Origin of the sequence: Kineococcus sp. GCM10028916 (assembly GCF_042674865.1) — a bacterium.
GTDB lineage: Bacteria > Actinomycetota > Actinomycetes > Actinomycetales > Kineococcaceae > Kineococcus.
Genome location: NZ_JBHTFM010000003.1, coordinates 591,686 through 610,814 on the forward strand (window position 1 = coordinate 591,686; position 19,129 = coordinate 610,814).

Here is a 19,129-nt window from a genome sequence, read left to right on the forward strand (position 1 = left end):
CACAGGGAGCGGCGGGCGCAGTCTGTGGGAACTCTTAGGGTGGGCGCGCGGACGCGCAGCGTGATCCGTGCACGGGGGACTCGAGCGGGGGATGAGGTTGCCGAACACCGACCAGCCGGCGCAGCAGGAGACAGGGCGCGGGGGGACCACCAGCGCCCACCGGCACTGGGCGCGACGACCGCGGACCTGGGTGATCGCCGGGGTCGTCGTCCTCGCGGGCGGCTACGGCGCCACGGCGCTCGCCGTCGGCGGCCAGGCGCCCCGCGGCACGACCGTCCTCGGCGTCGACGTCGGGGGGATGGACCGCGGCGAGGTCGAGCGGGCCGTGGGCGCGAAGGCGCAGCAGGTCCGGTCCGTGCCGCTGCAGGTCAGCGGCGCCGGCGCGTCCACCACCGGCGAGATCGACCCGGCGCGGTCGGGGCTCTCGATCGACGCCGCCGGGACCGCGACGTCGGTCACGGCCGCGGGCTGGAACCCGGGCACCCTGTGGAAGCACGTCGTCGGCGTCAGCGGCGCCGACGCGGAGGTCGACCCCGACGTCGACGTCGACACCGACGCGCTGAAGGCCGCGCTGCAACCCCTCGCCGACTCCGTCGCCGTCGCCCCCGTCGAAGGCGCGATCACCTTCGACGTCCGTCCCGACGGCACCGTCGAACCCGCCGTCGTCGCTCCGCAGGAAGGACGCGCGCTCGACGTCACCGCGGCCGCCGGCCGCGTCGCCGGAGGGTGGCTGTCCGGTGGCCCCGTGGAGCTCGAGGCGACCGCGGCCCGTCCGGCCCTCGACGCCGACGCGCTGGACGCCGCCGTCGACGACGTCGCCCGCCCCGCGGTCGCCGGGGACCTCGTCGTCGCCGGGGGTGGCCGGGAGGCGACCGTCGCGCCCGCGGGGTTCGCCCCCGCGCTCGCGGTGCGTCCCGTCGACGGGAAGGCGACGCTCGTCGCCGACGGCGCCGGGTTGCAGGCCGCGCTGCTCGCCGCCGACCCCGGGTTCGAGACCGCGCCTCAGGACGCCCGCATCGAGATCGTCGGGTCGGCACCGCGGGTCGTCCCCGCCGTCGCCGGCCGGGCCGCCACCGAGGCGGACCTCGCGGCGGCGGTCACCGGGGCCCTCACCGGTGCCACCCCCACCCGTCGCGCCGAGGTGGAACTCGCCGAGAGCCCCCCCGCCGTCACGACCGAGGCGCTGCAGGCGCTCGGCGTCACCGAGCAGATCTCGACCTTCGCCACGAACCTCACCGCTAACGCCGACCGCACCGACAACATCCGGATCGCCGCCCGCCACGTCGACGGCACGATCCTGCAGCCGGGGCAGGAGTTCTCGCTCAACGACACCGTCGGCGAGCGCACCCCCGAACGGGGTTTCCACCGCGCGCCCGTGATCTCCGGCGGGCGCCTCGTCGACGACTACGGCGGCGGGGTCTCGCAGTTGTCGACGACGTTGTTCAACGCCGTGTTCTTCGCCGGCCTCGACGAGATCGAGCACAAACCGCACTCGTTCTACATCTCGCGCTACCCCGAGGGGCGCGAGGCGACGATCGACTGGCGCAGCATCGACAACCGGTTCCGCAACGACTCCGGCCACGGGGTCTACATCCAGGCCGGGATCGTCGGGAACCAGGTCGTGGTGTCGATGTACGGCACGAAGTTCATGGCCGTCACGGCCGAGAAGTCCGCGCGCCGCAACGTGAAACCCGCCCGCACGATCTACGACACCTCGAAGGGGTGCTCGCCGAACTCGGCCACGAACACCGGGTTCACCGTCGACGTCACCCGGGTCATGACCCCCGTCGGCGGCGGTGCGCCCCGGCGCGAGACGTGGACGACCGTCTACAACGCCGAGAACCGCATCGTCTGCGGCCCCGACCCGGCCACCGTCAGGCCCTCGGCGCCCACTCCCTCGGCGCCCACTCCCGCTGTGTCCGTTCCCGCTGTGCCCCCCGCTGGGTAGGGTGCGAACGTGCCCACGGTTCACCTGACCCAGGACGCCGCCGCCGATGTCGTCGACGCCGGGTCGCTCACCCGGGTCCGCACCGCGAAGCCGGAGATCGGACGCGCCGCCAGGACGGCGGAGGGGTGAACCGCTTCGCCGGCTCCCGCGTCGTCGTGACCGGCGCGGGTCACGGCATCGGCCGGGCCTGCGCACTGCGCATGGCGGGGGAGGGCGCCCGGATCGCCGCGCTCGACCTCGACCTCGACGCCGCCCGGGCCACGGCGGTGGAGGTCGACGGCCGCGCGTTCCCCCTCGACCTCACCTCACGGGCCTCCGTCGACGCGGCCTTCGCCGCGGTGGTCGCGGAGTTTGGCGGTCTCGACGTCCTGGCGCACACGGCGGGCGGGGGCGTGCCGGAGTCCTCCTTCGAGGACTCCACCGACGAGGAGTGGTTCGCCAACCTCGACCTCAACCTGATGGGAGCGGTGCGCTGCTGCCGGGCGGCGATGCCGCACCTGCGGGCCGCACCGGCGTCGGCGATCGTGCTGGTGAGTTCGATCAACGCCCTCGCGGGGCTGGGGGCGGACGCCTACTCGGCGGCGAAGGCCGGGCTGGGCGGGCTCGTGCTGAACCTCGCGGCGCAGGGGGCGGGCGAGGGGGTGCGGGTCAACGCCGTCGCCCCGGGGACGGTCCGCACCCGGGTCTGGAAGGGCGACGCCGACGCCCGCAGCGACTGGTACCCGCTGGGGCGGGTCGGGGAGCCGGAGGACGTCGCGGCCGCCGTCGCGTTCCTCGCCTCGCCCGACGCGGCGTGGATCACCGGGCACACGCTGCCCGTCGACGGCGGCTTCCTGATCAACCCGCGGTAGCGGCACCGTCAGAGGCCCGCGTCAGAGGCTCAGGACGTCCTGGTCGACGGCCCGCACGGGCCACAGGTCGAGGTCGAAGCGGACCCCGGGCAGGGCGTCGGTCAGTTCCTGCTGCAACCGGAAGCCCTCGCCCGCGTAGCGGGTGCAGGACATCGGCGAGTCCCAGCCGCAGAGGTCGACGGGGTGGTGCTCGTCGAAGTAGGCCTGCCACCGCAGGAGGCCGGTCCGCAGGGTCTCGTCCAGGCCCAGGTCGTCCAGGTGGGTGATGCTGAGGACGAACCCACCGAGGTCCGCCGGAGCCCACACCGGGGTCGGCGCGAGGTAGTCGCTCATCAAGCGGAGTCGCTCAAAAGGCACGCGTCGAGGGTAGGCCCTCCGGGGTGGTGCTCCGGACCAGTCCACACCCTGCGGCGCAACGGGTCGCAACGACACGGCGTCGTAGGTGAACGTCGAAGGAGTGACCGGAAGCGGCCAGGGAGCTGCCAGCGAGTTGCCAGGTCCCGGGGTGAACCCACGGGCCGTCGGGGTCGTGAACCGGGTAGCAGGCCACGATGCTCCCGACCCCGAAGGTGACCCGCCATGAGCAGCACACGCACCACCGAACGACCGCCCGCGCCGGGACGCCCCCGCCGCCGCAGGCTGTGGATCGCGCTGGCGGTGGTCGTCGTCCTGCTCGTCGTCGCGGCGATCGTCGGACCCCGCATCTACGCGAGCATGGAGTCCGGCAAGGCCGCGGCACCGCTGGTGACCTCCGCCTCCACACCGTCGGCCACCGCGACCGGGGCCTCCACCGACGCCTCCCTCAACGGACCCTGGGCCATCGCCGCCGGCGGGACCGCGGGCTACCGCGTCGACGAGGTCCTCAACGGCCAGAACGTCACCGTCACGGGCCGCACCGACAAGGTCACCGGTGACCTCACCGTCGCCGACGGCCGGCTCACCACCGGCACCGTCTCCGTCGACCTGGCCAGCGTCGCCACCGACTCCGGTCAGCGCGACAACCAGTTCCGCGGGATGGTCATGGACACCGACCAGTTCCCGACCGCGGACTTCGCCCTCACCCAGCCCGTGCCGCTCGGTGGCCTCGAGGTCGGCTCCACGATCTCGGTCAGCCTCGTCGGCACCATGACCCTCAAGGGCACGACCCGGGACGCGACGATTCCCGCCACCGTCGAGCGGACCGCCGCCGACGCCGTCACGATCACCGGCTCGCTGCCGCTGACCTGGTCCGACTACGGCGTGAGCGCCCCCAACCTCGGCTTCGTCTCCGTCGAGGACCAGGGCACGATCGAGTTCTCCTTCAGCGCCAACCCCTCCTGAGCGGGGGTGCCCGGTGCGTGGAGTCCCCACCCTCCGGGGGCAATGCGTGAGATCGCCTGCGAGGCAACCACGCTCGTCCCTAGGGTGAGGCCATGTCGTCCGCGGGAGCGGTGGACCCGCTGCTCCTTCGCGCGTGGCAGGAGGTCGCCGAGGGAATCATGGTGCTCGACGCGGCCACGTGGCACGTCGAGCACGTCAACCGGGCCGGCGCCGCGTTCTTCGGCCGCACCCCCGAGGACCTGGTCGGCGCTCCGCTGCCCGTCGCCTTCCCCGAGGAGGTCCGTGCCGCCTTCCACGACCAGCTGGCCCACCCCGAGGCCCCCGACTTCGTCGCCGGGACGGGGCCGCTACCCGGGACCGACCGCTCCGTGGCCGTCCGGGCCCGGCGGATGGGCGAGCACGTCCTCTGCTCCTTCCGCGACGTCACCCACGAACTCCGGCTGCAGGAGGAACGCGACCGGCTGACCGACTCGCTGCGCGGGTCCCTGGAACGCACGAGCGACCTGCTGCGCCTCTCCGAGGCCCTCACCGCGACGCGGACCGTCGCCGACGTCGCCGAGGTCGTCGTCGCGGCCGCCGCCCAGGGCTTCGGCGCGGCCTACGCCGCGCTCTCCGTCGTCGACCACGAGCGCCGGCTGCTGCGCACCCCGTTCACGGGCGAGCTCGCCGTCGGCGCCGAGCAGGAGTGGCAGGACCTGCCTCTGGACGGACCCGGGCCCGGAACCCTCGCGATGCGCCAGGGCAGTCCGCGCTTCGACGACGCCACCAGCCTGCGGACGAACTTCCCCGAGCTGATGCACCGCTGGGAGGTCGCGAACGTCCGCTACCTCGCCACCGTCCCGCTCGTCGCGGCCGGCGTCACCGTCGGGCTGCTCACGATGGTCTGGCACGAGGACCTCGAACTGTCCGAGAACCAGCGCGCGATGCTCGTCTCGCTCGCCTCCTACTCCACCCAGGCCCTGCAACGGGCGCTGCTGCTGGCCGAGCGCACCACCGCCGCCCGGACCCTGCAGCAGTCGATGCTCACCACCGACCTGCCCCAGCGCGGTGGGCTGGAACTCGTCGCCCGCTACGTCGCCGCGCACGCCGGCGACCAGGTCGGCGGCGACTGGTACGACGGGATCCTGCTGCCCGACGGGACGACGCTGCTGGTCATCGGCGACGTCAGCGGGCACGACGTCACCGCGGCCGCCGAGATGGGCCAGCTGCGCATCGCGCTGCGGGCGCTCGCCGTCGACCGCGACGACCCGCCCGCCCAGCTGCTCGACCGGCTCGAGTCCGTCGTGGACAACCTGCGCGGCGAGGCCATCCTCGCCAGCTGCCTCGTCGCCCGCGTCGAGCAGACCCCGCCGGACCGGGCCGCGGGCGTGCGGACCCTGCGCTGGGCCAACGCCGGGCACCCCCCGCCGATCCTCGTCGCGGCCGACGGCGCGGCCCGCGTGCTGGACGCCGAACCGGACCTGCTCCTCGGGGTCAGGTCCGCACGACGCAGCGACCACGTCGTCGAGGTCCCGGCCGGGTCGACCCTGCTGCTCTACACCGACGGCCTCGTCGAGCGTCGCGACGACGACCTGGACTCGGGGATCGAGCGGTTGCGGGCCCGCGCGTCGGTGCTGGCGGGGCCGGACCTCGGGGCGGGTCTGGAGTCGCTGATCGCCGACGCCGGTGGGGCGGGGAGCGACGACGTCGCCCTGCTGGCCGTCCGGTTCCACGCCCAGGACTGACCTACGATCTTCCCCGTGAGCGAGGAGCAGGTCGAGCAGGACGAACAGGTCGAGCCGGTCGAGCAGGTGCCCGTCGAGTTCGAGGGACGCGTCGGGGTCGTGCACCCGATCACCCGCTACCACACGCCCGTCCTGCACCGCCCCTGCGCCCCGGTGACGTCCTTCGACGACGACCTCGTGCAGCTCGTCGCCGACATGTTCGCCTCGATGGACGCCGCCGACGGTGTCGGGCTCGCCGCGAACCAGATCGGCGTGGACGCGCGGGTCTTCGTCGTCGACTGCCCGGACGACGACACCGAGGAGACCGGCGAGAACGTCGTCGCCCACGTCGTGAACCCCGTCCTCGTGCTGCCCACCGGCCGCAAGCGCAGGCTCGACCTCGACAGCGAGGGCTGCCTGTCGGTGCCCGGCGAGTACGCCGACCTCGCCCGCCCCGACACCGCGAAGGTCACGGGGTTCGACGTCCACGGCGAGCCCGTGACGATCGTGGGGACCGGGCTGCTGGCCCGCTGCCTGCAGCACGAGTCCGACCACCTCGACGGCGTCGTCTACGTCGACCGGCTGCCGGCTGAGGAACGCGCCGAGATCCTGCTCGCGGCCGGGCTGGACGCGCCGCGGTGATCGTCCTCGGCATCGAGTCCAGCTGCGACGAGACCGGGGTCGGACTCGTCTCCGAGGGGGTCCTCCTGGGCGACGCGCTGTCCTCGAGCATGGATGCGCACGCCCGGTTCGGGGGGGTCGTCCCCGAGGTCGCGGCCCGTGCGCACCTCGAGGCGATCGTCCCGGTGCTGCACCAGGCCCTCGACAACGCGAAGCTGCAGCTCTCCGACGTCGACGCCGTCGCCGTGACCGCCGGTCCGGGGCTGTCGACGGCCGTGCAGGTCGGGCTGGCCTCCGCGAAGGCGCTCGCGTTCGCGCTCGGGAAGCCGCTCTACGGGGTGCACCACCTCGCCGGTCACGCCGCCGTCGACGTCCTGGAGCACGGGCCGCTGCCCTCGAGGTGCGTGGCGCTCGTGGTGTCCGGCGGGCACACGTCGCTGCTGCTGCTCGGCGACCTCGGCCGCGACCCGATCGTGCACCTCGGCGACACCATCGACGACGCGGCGGGGGAGGCGTTCGACAAGGTCGCCCGCGTCCTCTCGCTCGGCTACCCCGGCGGCCCCTCGATCGACAAGGCCGCCCGGGACGGGGACCCGCGGGCGATCCAGTTCCCGCGGGCGCTGTCCCGGCCCTCCGACCCCGCCTACGGGTTCTCCTTCTCCGGGGTGAAGACGGCCGTCGCGCGCTGGGTCGAGGCCCGCGTCGACGCCGGCGGCGAGGTCCCCGTCGCCGACGTCGCGGCCAGCTTCCAGGAGGCCGTCGCGGACGTCCTGACCCGCAAGGCCGTCGCCGCCTGCCGCGAGCACGGGGTCGACACGCTGCTCGTGGTGGGTGGGGTGGCGGCCAACACCCGCGTCCGCGCGCTGGCCGAGGAGCGGTGCGCCGCAGCCGGCATCGAGCTGCGGGTGCCGCCGATCCGGCTGTGCACGGACAACGGCGCGATGATCGCCGCGGTCGGGGACCTGCTGGTGCGCGCGGGCGCCCCGGCGTCCGGGCTGGACCTCGGGGCGGACCCGTCGGCGCCGCTGACGGGGGCCCTGCTCGCCGGTCCGTGGCGCTGACGGCACTTCCCTGTGAGCCCGTTCGTTCCGGGGTGAGGAAGCTCCTCGAACGAAAGGCGTAGGACCCGTGGCGATCGACTACTCGAAGAAGGCTCCCGAACCCGAGAAGCCCGCGGGTGGCGGGATCTCGCTCTCCAAGGTCACGCTGACCAAGTCCACGCCCAAGGTGTCGCTGTCGAAGTCCGGCGGGGCCGGCGGGACGCTGCGCGTGCACCTGGCCTGGAACGCGCGCCCCGCGGGCACCGCTCCGGCCGCGAGCGGCGGCTTCTTCTCCAAGCTCAAGGCCGCTGCTGCGCCGCAGGGCGGGATCGACCTCGACATCGGCGCGCTCTACGAGTTCACCGACGGGTCCAAGGGCGTCGTCCAGGCCCTCGGCAACGCGTTCCGCGACCGCGGCGACGGCGACCCCATCGTCTGGCTCGACGGTGACGACCGCACCGGTGGCGGCGGCGAGAACCTCTTCGTCGACCTGCGCGCCGCCGCGAAGATCAAGCGGATCCTCGTGTTCGCGTTCATCTACGAGGGCGTCCCGAACTGGGCCGCCGCGGACGCCGTCGTGACGCTGCACCCCGTCAGCGGTCCCGAGGTCGAGGTCGGCCTCGACGAGCACGACGACAAGTCGCCCATGTGCGCCATCGCCCAGATCGTCTCCGACGGCCGCGAGATCACCGTGCAGCGCGAGGTCCGCTACGTGCAGGGCGGCCAGCAGGCCCTCGACGAGGCGTTCGGCTGGGGCATGAAGTGGCGGACCGGGCGCAAGTAGCCGCTCGCGAGGGGGATCGTTGCCTCCCCGGTCTCACTCCGCGACACCGGGGAGGCAACGATCCCACCCCGCCCGGCTCCCCGCCCGGCGTCGAGGGTCGCGCGGCCGAGGAGCAGGATGCGCAGCGTGCGCCCACCCCTGCCGCCCTTCACCCACGAGACCGCCCTGCAGAAGGTCCAGGCCGCCGAGGACGCCTGGAACACCCGGGACCCGCTGAAGGTGTCCCTCGCCTACAGCGAGGACTCCGTCTGGCGGAACCGGGACACCTTCGTCACCGGACGCGCGGCGATCGTCGAGCTGCTGACGGCCAAGTGGGCCCGGGAGCTCGACTACGCCCTGCGCAAGTCGCTGTGGGCGTTCACCGAGGACCGGATCGCCGTCCGGTTCCAGTACGAGTGCCGCGACCTCACGGGGCAGTGGTGGCGCAGCTACGGCAACGAGCTGTGGCACTTCGACGCAGAGGGCCTCATGACCCGGCGCGAGGCCAGCATCGACGACGTGCGGATCACCGCGGAGGAGCGGCGCATCCACGGCCCGCGTGCGGAGTCCGAGCGGGGGGTGGAGATTCCCCTGCAGTGATCGTCGCGACGTCGAACGGAAGAGGTGCTGTCGTGATCAGCAAGGACGAGGCCGGGCAGGTCGTCCGGCTCCAGAAGTTCCGCAAGGACCTCACCTGGGCCGCCATCGCGCAGGCGATCGGCAGGGACCCGGTCTGGACGGTGGCCGCGCTGCTGGGCCAGCACCCCGTCGACGCGACCTCCGCCGAGACGGTCGGGGCGCTGCTCGACCTGGCGCCGGAGGTCGTCGAGGCGCTGCGGATGCAGCCCTACCGCGGCTCCGGGCACCAGGAGATCCCCACCGATCCGACGCTCTACCGCCTCCACGAAGCCCTCGGGGTCTACGGACCGGCGCTCAAGGAGCTGATCCACGAGGAGTTCGGCGACGGCATCATGAGCGCCATCAACTTCAAGGTCGACGTCTCCCGGCGCGCCGACCCCGGGGGCGACCGCGTCGTCATCACCCTCGACGGCAAGTTCCTCGACTACCAGTGGTGACCCCGCCGGGGGACGGGCCGCGACGCGACGCCGGCGGGGGGTGACTAACCTCACCCGGGTACGCCGTGGAGAGCAGCCCGTCGAGGAGGACGACCCCGTGACCACCCCGCAGGAAACCGTGCCCACTGTCGCGCCGGACCCGGAGTTCGCCGCGAACGCCGTGGCTCAGGCCGACCTGTACGACCGGGCGGCCGCCGACCGCCTCGGCTTCTGGGGCGAGCTGGCCCGGGAGCACGTCACCTGGGACCGCGACTTCGAGCAGGTCCTCGACTGGTCCGAGGCGCCCTTCGCGAAGTGGTTCGTCGGGGGGACGCTGAACGTCGCCGTGAACTGCGTCGACCGCCACGTCACGGCCGGCCACGGTGACCGCGTCGCCATCCACTTCGAGGGCGAACCCGGCGACACCGCGACCGTCACCTACGCCCAGCTGCACGAGCAGGTCCAGCGCGCGGCGAACGTCCTCGCCGGGATGGGCGTCGAACGCGGTGACCGGGTCGCGATCTACCTGCCGATGCTCGTCGAGTCGATCGTCGCCATGCTCGCCTGCGCCCGCCTCGGGGCGGCGCACTCGGTGGTGTTCGGGGGTTTCTCCGCCGACGCGCTGAACTCCCGCATCACCGACGCCGAGGCGAAGGTCGTCATCACCTGCGACGGTTCCTACCGCCGCGGCAAGCCGACCACGCTCAAACCCGCCGTCGACGCCGCCCTGGCCAAGGGTGCCCCGTCGGTCACCCACGTCCTCGTCGTGCGGCGCAACGGCGAGGCCGTCGACTGGACCGAGGGTCGCGACGTCTGGTGGCACGAGGCGCTGGAAGCCGCTGCGCCGCACCACGAAGCGGAGAGCTTCGACGCGGAGAACCCGCTGTTCGTCCTCTACACCTCCGGCACCACCGGGAAACCCAAGGGCATCCTGCACACCTCCGGCGGGTACCTCGTCCAGACCGCGTACTCGACGAAGAACGTCTTCGACGTGCAGCCCGAACGCGACGTCTACTGGTGCACCGCCGACATCGGCTGGGTCACCGGGCACAGCTACATCGTCTACGGCCCGCTGGCCAACGGCCTGACCCAGGTCGTCTACGAGGGCACCCCCGACACCCCCGACAAGGACCGGTGGTGGTCCATCGTCGAGAAGTACGGCGTCACCGTCCTCTACACCGCGCCGACGGCGATCCGCACCTGCATGAAGTGGGGGGAGGAGTACCCGCAGAAGCACGACCTGAGTTCGCTGCGGGTGCTGGGCAGCGTCGGGGAGAACATCAACCCGGAGGCCTGGAACTGGTACCGCCGGGTCATCGGTTCCGGCCGGACGCCCATCGCCGACACCTGGTGGCAGACCGAGACGGGCGCGCACATGATCGCCCCGCTGCCCGGGGTCACCGCGCTCAAACCGGGTTCGGCGCAGATCCCCATCCCCGGGATCGTCGCGGAGGTCGTCGACGACGCGGGCGAACCCGTCGGGCACGGTCAGGCCGGCTACCTGGTCGTCACCGAGCCGTGGCCGGCGATGCTGCGCGGGATCTGGGGCGACCCGCAGCGCTTCAAGGACACCTACTGGGCCCGCTTCCCCGGGAAGTACTTCGCCGGCGACGGCGCCAAGCGCGACGAGGACGGCGACATCTGGCTGCTGGGCCGCGTCGACGACGTCATGAACGTCTCGGGGCACCGGCTCTCCACGGCCGAGATCGAGTCGGCCCTGGTCAGCCACCCCGACGTCGCCGAGGCCGCCGTCGTCGGCGCCACCGACGAGACGACCGGGCAGTCCGTCGTCGCCTTCGTCATCCTGCGCGGCGGGCACGAGCAGGGTCCCGACACCGTCGCGGACCTGCGCGACCACGTCGCGAAGGAGATCGGCCCCATCGCGAAGCCGAGGTCGATCATGGTCGTCGCGGAACTGCCCAAGACCCGGTCGGGCAAGATCATGCGCCGGCTGCTGCGCGACGTGGCCGAGCACCGCGCGCCCGGCGACGTCACGACGCTCACCGATTCCTCGGTGATGGACGCGATCTCGCAGGGGATGTCCGCGCCCGCCACGGACTGACACCCGATCCTCACTGCACCCCCGCGCCCGGTACGCCCCCGCAGCGCGGGGGTGCGGCACCCTCGGAGGGTGAGCTCACACCACCCCCGCCGCAGCACGGCCGCCCTCACCGGAACCGTCGTCGCGACCGGGGTGGTCGCCGCCGGGGCGGCGCTCGTCGGCGCCCCCGACCTCTTCGGCCTCGCCGGGCACCGCCCCTTCGTCTGGACCGTGCCGTTCCGGGTGCCGGTCGGGGCCGGGCTGGCCGGGGCGGCGGTCGTGGCGGGTGCGGTGGGGATGCGCTGGCGACGGGTGCTGCCCTCGGCCGCGGCGCTCGCGCTGGTCGCCGCGGGATCGGTGGGGACGACCCTCGCCCGGGGGACCGCGGCGGGGGAGCTGCCCGCGGCCCGCTCCGGGGACGTCACCGTGCTCGCCGCGAACGTCCTCAAGGCCCAGGCCGACCCCGCCGGGCTGGCCCGCCTCGCCGTCGACGGCGGCGCGGACGTCGTCTCGATGCCCGAGTCGGACCAGGCCCTGGCCGACGACGTCGCCGCGCGCATCGGATCCGCCACCGGCACCCCGATGCAGGTCTTCTGGGCCCGCGACCTCGGCGGGGGCGGGTACGGGACGGCGCTGCTCGTCTCGCAGTCCCTCGGGCCGTACCGCACGACGGGGCAGCTGGCCGGCGGGGTCAAGGCCGTCGTCACCGCCGCACCCGTCTCGGGGGACGGTCCGGTGCTGGCCGCGGCCCACACCGCCGCGCCCGTCCCGGACCTCCTCGGGGCCTGGGCGGTGGAGGTGCGGGCGGTCGCCGACTGGTGCGCGAACACCCCGGGTTCGATCCTGGCCGGGGACCTGAACGCCACCCTCGACCACCCCGGACTGCACCTGCGGGGGTCCTGCGTCGACGCCGGCGAGCAGACCGGCACGGGCGCGCGCGGGACGTGGCCCGCGAAGTACCCGGCGGCGTTCGGTGCCACGATCGACCACGCCCTCGCCGACGGGAACGCCTGGCGCGCCGTGGGTTCCAGCGTCCGGGACATCCCCGGCAGCGACCACCGCGCCCTGCTGTCGCGGTGGCGACCCGTCCGGTCGTCGTGACCGGACGCGGGCGCGCTGGGCCGTCCGGGCGAACCTTCGAACTCACAGGTTTGGGTTGCGCGGAACTCCCACGCGCGGAGGTCGGGAGCCGTAGTGTCGGTCAGGTCGTCGCTCGTCCCCCCTGTACGAGAGCGACCTTGGCGTCGCCGTCGGTCCCCCCGCCGACGGCGACGCGCTCCCCCTCCCGTGCACGCGCCGCGACGAACTCCTAGGGTTCACCCCGGCGCACCGTCATTCGCGCGGTGCGCGCAGCCTGGGCCTAGGAGGACTCGATGACCACCCTGAACGACCGTCCCGTCGGTGCGCCCGAACGCACGATCGGTCAGCTCGTGGCCGACGCGACCAAGGACATGAGCGAGCTCGTCCGCTACGAGATCGCGCTGGCCAAGTCCGAGATCACCACCGACGTGAAGAACGGCGCCATCGGCGGTGGGCTCTTCGGGGTCGCCGCGCTCTTCGGCTTCGTCGCCTTCGTGTTCCTCGGCATCACCGTCGCGTTCGCGCTGCACGAGGGGGCCGGCTGGTCGATCTGGCTGAGCTTCCTGGTCGTCGCCGCGGCCATGCTCGTCGTCGCCGGCCTCGCCGCGGCCATCGGGTTCGGCCGCATCAAGCAGGTCAAGCCGCCGGAGCGCACGATCCGCACGACGAAGGACAGCATCGCCGCGATCAAGGCCGCCGCCACCGGCAAGCCCGTCGCCAAGACCATCACCGGGGGCCCGGGCTCGCGCAGCCTCGGGCACTGACCCCCGGGCCGAGGCGTGGGCGTCCGCTCGACCGACGTCTCGGCCGTCCTGGTCGAAGGACCGTGGCGGCACCGGCTGGTGGCCGCCCACGGTGCGCGGTTCCACGTCGCCGAGCTCGGTGAGGGACCGCTCGTCCTGCTGCTCCACGACTTCCCGCAGTTCTGGTGGGCGTGGCGCGCCCAGCTCACGGCCCTCGCGGCGGCGGGGTACCGCGCGGTGGCGATGGACCTGCGCGGCTACGGCGCCTCCGACAAACCTCCCCGCGGCTACGACACCCCCACCTCGGCCGCCGACGTCGCGGCCGTGGTGCGGGCCCTGGGGGAGCGCGACGCCGTCGTCGTGGGCCACGGCGTCTCGGGCCGCACGGCGTGGGCCCTGCCGTCGCTGCACCCCGAGCAGGTCCGCGGGGTCGTCGTCGTGGGGGCCGCGCACCCGCTGCTGTCCCGCCACGTCCTGCTCGAACGGCTCGGCGAGGGCGCCGGGCTCGCCACCACCCGGACCGCGTTCGCCCGTCAGCTGCCCGCCCTGCCCGAACGTCGTCTCCTGAGCGGGGACGGGGTCGAGCGGGTGCTGCGCGAACGTTCCGGTCCCGGCTGGCCGTCCGCCGCCGACGTCGAGCGCTACCGCGACGCGATCCGCGTGCCGTTCGTCGCCCACTCCGCGCTGGAGTACCACCGCTGGATCGCCCGTTCCGCCGTCCGCGCCGACGGCCGCCGGTTCGCGGCCGCCCTGCGCGACGGCGTCGAGGTCCCCGTCCTGCAGGTGCGCGGCGCGCTCGACCCCACGGTGTCCGCGGGGGCCCTGGACGCGGCCGCCCGCTTCGCCCACGGTCCGCACCGGGTGGTCGAGGTGCCCGACGTCGGGCACTACCTCCCCGAGGAGTCCCCCGAGCGGACGACGACGCTGCTCACCGGCTGGCTCGCGCGCTGGTGAGCGGCCCGGCAGCATCGCCGTCGTGACCTTCCACACGGGCAACGCCGACCTCGACGGCGCCGACGACGGCGGCTGGTTCTTCGGGAGCTTCATGGCCGGGCGGGTCCCCGCGCTGGCCAGCGAGCACGTCGAGGTGAAGTGGGCCCGGATGGCGGCCGGGTCGCGGGACGAGGAGTGGACGGCGCCGGAGGCGGAGACGTCGCTGTGCGTGCTCGTCGCCGGGTGGCAGCGGCTGCGGTTCCGGGAGGGCGAGGCCGTCCTGGCCACGCCGGGCGACTACGTGATCTGGTTCCCCGGCGAGGAGCACACCTGGGAGACCTCCCCGGTGGAGGAGACCACGACCCTCACGATCCGGTGGCCCTCGCGGGCCAGGTGACCGCGTGACCGCTCACCCCAGGGCGCCCGCGACCGTCAGCACCGCCCCGGCCAGGCGCACCGCGTCGGCCCGCCGCAGCCGGGTGAGCAGGGCCGGTCGGGGTCCCTCCCGGCCGAGCCGGGAGTGCGTGGGGGCGGCCGCGACCGCGGTGCTCACCCCGCTCAGGACGGTCCCCGCGAGGGCGACCCACAGGTGCGGGGAGGACGGCACCGAGACGGCGACCCAGACCCACGCGGCCAGCACGGAGCCGTAGACCACGGCCACCACGGGGGTGATCCGGCGGGAGTGGGCGGTGTGCGCGGCGGGGAAGTCCCGCGGCGGGGTCGCGACGAGGGCCGGGTAGACGACGGCCGTGACCACCAGCTGGAACCCGAGGTGCAGGGTCGCGGCGGCGAGCAGGGCCCCGGGGGCGTCCACGGCGATCACTCGGCCGTGCAGGAGCCGGTGGAGACCTCCGCGGTCCGGGAGCCGGCCTCGGCGAGGACCCGGTCGAGCTCCGTGGGGGTCAGCGCGTACCCGGTCTGCTCGTCGTCGAGGGACTTGGCGAAGACCACGCCCACGACCCGCCCGTCCGCGCTCAGCAGCGGCCCGCCGGAGTTCCCGGGCCGGACCGTGGAGTACACCGAGTAGACCTCGCGGACGACGTCGGTGGTGTCGTAGATGTCGCGGCCCTGGGCCTGCAGCACCTCGCGGACCCGGCCGGGTTGCACGTCGTAGCCGCCGTCGAGGGGGAAGCCCGCGACCAGCGCCGTGTCACCCCGGGTGAGCTCGTCCGCACGGGGCAGGGCCGCGGCGTCGAGGCCGGGGACGTCGAGGACGGCGAGGTCGAGCCCCGGGTCGTAGGCGACGACGCTCGCCGGGTACTGCCGGCCGACCCCACCGGGCTGGACGAGGGGGTCGCTGACCCCCGCGACGACGTGGGCGTTGGTGACGACCCGCGCCGAGTCCCCGACCCGGTCGACCACGAAACCGCTGCCCTCCAGCCCGCGCCGGCACGTCGTCGCCACCCCGGTGACCTTCACGACGCTGCCCGCGGCCGCCTCCAGCCCCTCGGTGCCGGGGAGGGGGTCGGGCGCGGCGATGGCGGTGATCGGCTCGGCGTCGAGACCGGTGAAGACCCGTGGGAACCCGTTGGCCTGGGCCGCGGCCCAGAACGTCGAGAGCAGGCTGCCGGTGCTCACGGGCACGACGGCGTCCAGGGCCCCGACGACCCGCGACCCGGTCACGGCCTGCACCACCCGGGGCAGCGGAGCCGTCCGCGCCGCCCCCGCCACGACCCAGACCACCAGCAGCGTCGCGACCAGGCCCGCGACCGCGCCGAGCACGGCGTCGGCGAAGCGCGCCGGTCGCCACCGGACGTGGGAGCGCAACCGGGCCCCGACGAAGCTCAGGACCAGACGGCCCAGCACGGCCAGCACCAGCGTCCCGAGCACCACGACGAGCGTGCGGCGCACCCCCGGCGTCCAGCCGGCGACGAGGTGCGGCAGCCACGCGACCCCGACGGCCGCGCCGCCGACCAGCCCGACGAGACCCGCCAGCCCGACGAGCAACCCCTCCCGGTACCCGGCGACGACCTGGACCAGCACCAGCACCAGCAGGGCGACGTCGAGGACGTCCGACGACGTCACGCGCGGGCTCCGGCGCGGTCCAGGGCCTGCTGCAGCGTCAGCGCGGCACCCCCGCGCGCCTCACCGGCGGGACGGTCGAGGCCGCCGAAGGCCAGGACCCGGACGAGGACCTCGGCCGTGAAACCCCAGACCAGCAGCCCGCGGACCGCGAACGCGGGCCCGACGTAGCCGCCCGGGCCGCGCAGGGTGAGCCGGGCGTCGTCGGCGAGCAGCTCCGACAGCGGGACGCGTTCCACCCGGGCCACCTCCTCGGGGTCGACCGGGCCGACCGGCGCGGGCTCGCGCCAGTGCGCGATCACCGGGGTCACCTCGTGACCGGAGTGGGCCAGCAGCAACGGCGGCAGCGCGCCCAGGACCTCGACCCCCGCGGGGTCCAGTCCCGTCTCCTCCTCGGCCTCGCGCAGCGCGGTGGCCGCGGCGTCGGCGTCGCCCGGGTCGCTGCGGCCACCGGGGAAGGCGACCTGACCGGAGTGCTGGCGCAACGTCCCGGCGCGTTCGGTGAGCAGGACCTCCGGGCCGGCCGGGCCGTCGGCGAGCAGGACGAGGACGGCGGCCGGACGCCCTGAGCCGGAGCTGTCCACGCGCCAGTCCAGGTCGGCCACGGTGAGGGTCGGGAGCCGGGTGGCGAGCGGTTCCAGCCAGTCCGGGATCACGCCGTCGCCGCCACGGCGACACCCGGGGGGCCCTGCTTCACGAGCTTCGCCGCCCGCACCGGGTCGTTCTCGCCGATCCCCGCGGACGGGCAGAGCCGGGCGACCGGGCACGCGCCGCACGCGGGTCGGCGGCTGTGGCAGGTCCGGCGGCCGTGGAAGATCATCCGGTGGTTGAACATCGTCCAGTCCTGGCGCGGGATGAGCCCGGCCAGGTCGGTCTCGACCTTCACCGGGTCCTCGTGGGTGGTGAACCCGAGCCGGCGCGACAACCGTCCGACGTGGGTGTCGACGGTCAGGCCGGGGACGCCGAACGCGTCGCCCAGGACGACGTTGGCCGTCTTGCGCCCGACCCCCGCGAGCTTCACCAGGTCGGCCTGGCGCGGGGGGACCTCCCCGCCGTGCTCGGCGACGAGCTGGGCCGACATCTTCAGCAGCGCGTCGGACTTGGCCCGGAAGAACCCCGTCGGCTGGATCAGGCCCTCGAGCTCGGAGCGCTCGGCCGCGGCCAGGTCGATGGCGCTCGGGTAGCGGGCGAACAGCGCCGGCGTGACCTGGTTGACCCGGGCGTCGGTGCACTGCGCCGAGAGGATCGTCGCGACCAGCAGTTCGAACGGGCTGGTGAAGTCGAGCTCGCAGTGCGCGTCGGGGTAGCGCAGCGCCAGCGCCCGGTGGACCCGGCGGGCTCGTCGGGTCCGGGCCAGCTCGGTCTCCACCCTTGGACCCTACGTCGGAGGGGCCGGGTGATCACCCGTCCGTCCCGGCCGGGGCACGAGTTCTGCACACCCTCCACGGCCGACCTCCGGAAACCGTTGCCCCGTGCCACAGGTGCGGTCGGGTGACGGGAGACGACCGGGAGGGTGACACCCCGTCAAGCGCTCCCGGGAGGGAGACGACATCCCTGGCATGCAGCACGACGGCGAACCCGACCGCACCTCCGAGATCGACCTGCTGGAGGCCTACCTCCGACCTGTCCTGACGGGTGTCCTGGAGGACGCCGACGCGCTGCGCTGCCGCAACGCGGTCCGCGTCGAGCTCGCGGAGCTGCCGCTGCCCGCGCTGCGCCGCCGACGCGGGCTGCTGCAGGAGGAGCTGCGCCGCGTCCAGCACTGGAGCCGGCTCGTGCGGGCCCGCCTCGACCTGCTCGTCGCCTCGGCCTGCGGCCCGGAGGAGCTGCACGTGCCGCTCGAGGCCGCCGCGCACGGCGGCCCGCTCGACCAGCTGCTCTCCGGCACCACCGCGGGGGACACCCTGCTGCCCGACGTCACCGGCGTCCACGCCCTCGACCCGGCCCACGGCCTGCGCGGACTCCTCGTCCTCGAACGCCCGCTCGGAGCGCCCGGGCTGAACGAGCAGCTGCAGGAACTGTCCTTCGCCCAGCAGCGCCTCGCCGACTACGACACCGCCCTCCTGGCCGAACTGGCCGTGGCGACCGACGTCCTCGCGGAACGTGCCCGCACGCTGTTCCACCGTTCCGGCTCCTAGTTCCGGCGCCTAGTTCCGGTACCTGCGGTCGCTCCCCACCGCTCCCTCGGCGGGATCGTGCGGCAGACTGTCGGGAGGCCGTGTCGAGGTGACGCGCGTCACGACAGCAGAGGAGGTCGGTCGGTGGACTACGGGCAGATCGACGGCGCCCCCGGTGCCGACCGTCTCGACGAACGCCTCGGCGACCGCCCCGGCGACGTCGTCCGTCGCGCCCCGCTGTTCGCCGCCCTCGACGACGAGGCCGCGGGCGAACTGCTGGAGACGATGGAGGCCGTCCACCTCGACCGGGGTGAGCAGCTCTTCGGCGAGGGCGAGCCGGGGGAGCGCGTCTACGTCGTGCGCACCGGCAAGATCAAGCTCGTCCGCAGCTGGCCCGACGGCCGGGAGAACCTCCTCGCCGTCCTGGGCCCCGGCGAGATGTTCGGCGAGCTCTCCCTCTTCGACCCCGGACCCCGCACCTCCTCAGCGCGCGCCGTCTCCGAGTCCGAGCTCATCGCCCTCGGCCACGACGACATGATGCGCTGGCTCGCCCGGCGTCCCGAGGTCGCCAAGCACCTGCTGCAGGCGCTGGCCCAGCGGTTGCGCCGCACCAACGTGACCCTGGCCGACCTCGTCTTCACCGACGTCCCCGGCCGCGTCGCGAAGGCCCTGCTCGACCTCTCCCGCCGCTTCGGCCGGCCCATCGCCGACGGTCAGCTCGTCGCCCACGACCTGACCCAGGAGGAACTCGCGCAGCTCGTCGGCGCCTCGCGGGAGACGGTGAACAAGGCGCTCGCCGACTTCGCCTCCCGCGGGTGGCTGCGGCTGGAAGCGCGAGCCGTCGTGCTGCACGACATCGAGCGACTGGCCCGTCGCGCCCGCTGAACTCTCG

The 19,129-nt window shown here is 74.2% G+C and carries 21 protein-coding genes; 16 read left to right on the top strand and 5 right to left on the bottom strand.

Going from position 1 to position 19,129, the window contains the following annotated elements; translation table 11 throughout:
- The first annotated feature begins 91 nt into the window (after positions 1 to 91).
- Positions 92 to 1,948: a VanW family protein gene (locus tag ACFQ46_RS05340; protein WP_380257901.1), complete on the top strand. Its 1,857-nt coding sequence runs from the start codon at positions 92 to 94 to the stop codon at positions 1,946 to 1,948.
- 125 nt (positions 1,949 to 2,073) lie between these two features.
- The gene (locus tag ACFQ46_RS05345) at positions 2,074 to 2,799 is read left to right on the top strand and encodes an SDR family NAD(P)-dependent oxidoreductase (protein ID WP_380257904.1); all 726 of its coding nucleotides are present in this window, start codon (positions 2,074 to 2,076) and stop codon (positions 2,797 to 2,799) included.
- Between the two features lie 21 nt (positions 2,800 to 2,820).
- Here the strand turns inward: ACFQ46_RS05345 and ACFQ46_RS05350 are convergent, their stop codons facing one another.
- Positions 2,821 to 3,132, bottom strand: a complete 312-nt coding sequence (locus ACFQ46_RS05350) for a hypothetical protein (RefSeq protein ID WP_328294363.1) — start codon at positions 3,130 to 3,132, stop codon at positions 2,821 to 2,823.
- Positions 3,133 to 3,378: 246 nt separating this feature from the next.
- Here ACFQ46_RS05350 and ACFQ46_RS05355 point away from each other — a divergent pair, with 246 nt between their 5' ends.
- The 12 genes from ACFQ46_RS05355 (at position 3,379) to ACFQ46_RS05410 (ending at position 14,495) form a co-directional block, all read left to right on the top strand.
- A complete protein-coding gene (locus tag ACFQ46_RS05355) occupies positions 3,379 to 4,119 on the top strand; it encodes a YceI family protein (protein ID WP_380257906.1) in 741 nt (246 codons plus the stop codon).
- 92 nt (positions 4,120 to 4,211) lie between these two features.
- Positions 4,212 to 5,843 carry a SpoIIE family protein phosphatase gene (locus ACFQ46_RS05360; RefSeq protein ID WP_380257908.1) on the top strand — a complete coding sequence of 544 codons (1,632 nt, stop codon included), beginning with the start codon at positions 4,212 to 4,214 and terminating at the stop codon, positions 5,841 to 5,843.
- 15 nt (positions 5,844 to 5,858) lie between these two features.
- Positions 5,859 to 6,464: a peptide deformylase gene (def, locus tag ACFQ46_RS05365; protein WP_380257910.1), complete on the top strand. Its 606-nt coding sequence runs from the start codon at positions 5,859 to 5,861 to the stop codon at positions 6,462 to 6,464.
- Positions 6,461 to 7,504: a tRNA (adenosine(37)-N6)-threonylcarbamoyltransferase complex transferase subunit TsaD gene (gene tsaD / locus ACFQ46_RS05370; protein ID WP_380257912.1), complete on the top strand. Its 1,044-nt coding sequence runs from the start codon at positions 6,461 to 6,463 to the stop codon at positions 7,502 to 7,504. The genes def and tsaD overlap by 4 nt, the downstream gene beginning before the upstream one ends.
- A 67-nt stretch (positions 7,505 to 7,571) precedes the next feature.
- Entirely contained in the window at positions 7,572 to 8,267 is a 696-nt protein-coding gene (locus ACFQ46_RS05375) for a tellurium resistance protein (protein WP_380257914.1), read from the top strand.
- A 117-nt stretch (positions 8,268 to 8,384) separates the two neighbouring features.
- The gene (locus ACFQ46_RS05380; RefSeq protein WP_380257916.1) at positions 8,385 to 8,846 is read left to right on the top strand and encodes a nuclear transport factor 2 family protein; all 462 of its coding nucleotides are present in this window, start codon (positions 8,385 to 8,387) and stop codon (positions 8,844 to 8,846) included.
- 35 nt (positions 8,847 to 8,881) lie between these two features.
- The gene (gene cynS, locus ACFQ46_RS05385; protein WP_380258441.1) at positions 8,882 to 9,322 is read left to right on the top strand and encodes a cyanase; all 441 of its coding nucleotides are present in this window, start codon (positions 8,882 to 8,884) and stop codon (positions 9,320 to 9,322) included.
- A gap of 97 nt (positions 9,323 to 9,419) precedes the next feature.
- Positions 9,420 to 11,363, top strand: a complete 1,944-nt coding sequence (gene acs / locus ACFQ46_RS05390) for an acetate--CoA ligase (RefSeq protein ID WP_380257918.1) — start codon at positions 9,420 to 9,422, stop codon at positions 11,361 to 11,363.
- A 69-nt stretch (positions 11,364 to 11,432) separates the two neighbouring features.
- On the top strand, positions 11,433 to 12,443 hold the full coding sequence (locus ACFQ46_RS05395) for an endonuclease/exonuclease/phosphatase family protein (RefSeq protein WP_380257920.1): 1,011 nt from the start codon (positions 11,433 to 11,435) through the stop codon (positions 12,441 to 12,443).
- Between the two features lie 272 nt (positions 12,444 to 12,715).
- Complete coding sequence (locus ACFQ46_RS05400) at positions 12,716 to 13,186, top strand: phage holin family protein (protein WP_380257922.1); 471 nt, start codon at positions 12,716 to 12,718, stop codon at positions 13,184 to 13,186.
- Between the two features lie 15 nt (positions 13,187 to 13,201).
- On the top strand, positions 13,202 to 14,119 hold the full coding sequence (locus ACFQ46_RS05405) for an alpha/beta fold hydrolase (protein ID WP_380257925.1): 918 nt from the start codon (positions 13,202 to 13,204) through the stop codon (positions 14,117 to 14,119).
- Positions 14,120 to 14,141: 22 nt separating this feature from the next.
- Positions 14,142 to 14,495 carry a signal peptidase I gene (locus tag ACFQ46_RS05410; protein ID WP_380257927.1) on the top strand — a complete coding sequence of 118 codons (354 nt, stop codon included), beginning with the start codon at positions 14,142 to 14,144 and terminating at the stop codon, positions 14,493 to 14,495.
- A gap of 12 nt (positions 14,496 to 14,507) precedes the next feature.
- Here ACFQ46_RS05410 and ACFQ46_RS05415 read toward each other — a convergent pair whose 3' ends face one another.
- The 4 genes from ACFQ46_RS05415 to nth are packed head-to-tail and all read right to left on the bottom strand — an operon-like array spanning position 14,508 to position 17,489.
- On the bottom strand, positions 14,508 to 14,912 hold the full coding sequence (locus ACFQ46_RS05415) for a hypothetical protein (RefSeq protein ID WP_380257929.1): 405 nt from the start codon (positions 14,910 to 14,912) through the stop codon (positions 14,508 to 14,510).
- Between the two features lie 5 nt (positions 14,913 to 14,917).
- On the bottom strand, positions 14,918 to 16,123 hold the full coding sequence (locus tag ACFQ46_RS05420; protein WP_380257931.1) for a MarP family serine protease: 1,206 nt from the start codon (positions 16,121 to 16,123) through the stop codon (positions 14,918 to 14,920).
- Complete coding sequence (locus tag ACFQ46_RS05425) at positions 16,120 to 16,776, bottom strand: NUDIX hydrolase (protein WP_380257933.1); 657 nt, start codon at positions 16,774 to 16,776, stop codon at positions 16,120 to 16,122. Before ACFQ46_RS05425 ends, ACFQ46_RS05420 begins: the two co-directional genes overlap by 4 nt.
- Entirely contained in the window at positions 16,773 to 17,489 is a 717-nt protein-coding gene (gene nth, locus ACFQ46_RS05430; RefSeq protein ID WP_380257935.1) for an endonuclease III, read from the bottom strand. The genes ACFQ46_RS05425 and nth overlap by 4 nt, the downstream gene beginning before the upstream one ends.
- A 190-nt stretch (positions 17,490 to 17,679) precedes the next feature.
- On the opposite strand from nth, the gene ACFQ46_RS05435 reads away from it, so the two are divergent.
- Entirely contained in the window at positions 17,680 to 18,258 is a 579-nt protein-coding gene (locus ACFQ46_RS05435; RefSeq protein ID WP_380257937.1) for a hypothetical protein, read from the top strand.
- A 138-nt stretch (positions 18,259 to 18,396) separates the two neighbouring features.
- Positions 18,397 to 19,122 carry a Crp/Fnr family transcriptional regulator gene (locus ACFQ46_RS05440; RefSeq protein ID WP_328296251.1) on the top strand — a complete coding sequence of 242 codons (726 nt, stop codon included), beginning with the start codon at positions 18,397 to 18,399 and terminating at the stop codon, positions 19,120 to 19,122.
- Positions 19,123 to 19,129 lie beyond the last annotated feature (7 nt).

Excerpts from the sequence above, each read along its gene's own strand:
- ACFQ46_RS05340 (WP_380257901.1), top strand. The coding sequence starts at position 92 with ATGAGGTTGCCGAACACCGACCAGCCGGCGCAGCAGGAGACAGGGCGC.
- ACFQ46_RS05350 (WP_328294363.1), bottom strand. The coding sequence starts at position 3,132 with ATGAGCGACTACCTCGCGCCGACCCCGGTGTGGGCTCCGGCGGACCTC.
- ACFQ46_RS05355 (WP_380257906.1), top strand. The coding sequence starts at position 3,379 with ATGAGCAGCACACGCACCACCGAACGACCGCCCGCGCCGGGACGCCCC.
- ACFQ46_RS05360 (WP_380257908.1), top strand. The coding sequence starts at position 4,212 with ATGTCGTCCGCGGGAGCGGTGGACCCGCTGCTCCTTCGCGCGTGGCAG.
- ACFQ46_RS05380 (WP_380257916.1), top strand. The coding sequence starts at position 8,385 with ATGCGCAGCGTGCGCCCACCCCTGCCGCCCTTCACCCACGAGACCGCC.
- ACFQ46_RS05400 (WP_380257922.1), top strand. The coding sequence starts at position 12,716 with ATGACCACCCTGAACGACCGTCCCGTCGGTGCGCCCGAACGCACGATC.
- ACFQ46_RS05435 (WP_380257937.1), top strand. The coding sequence starts at position 17,680 with ATGCAGCACGACGGCGAACCCGACCGCACCTCCGAGATCGACCTGCTG.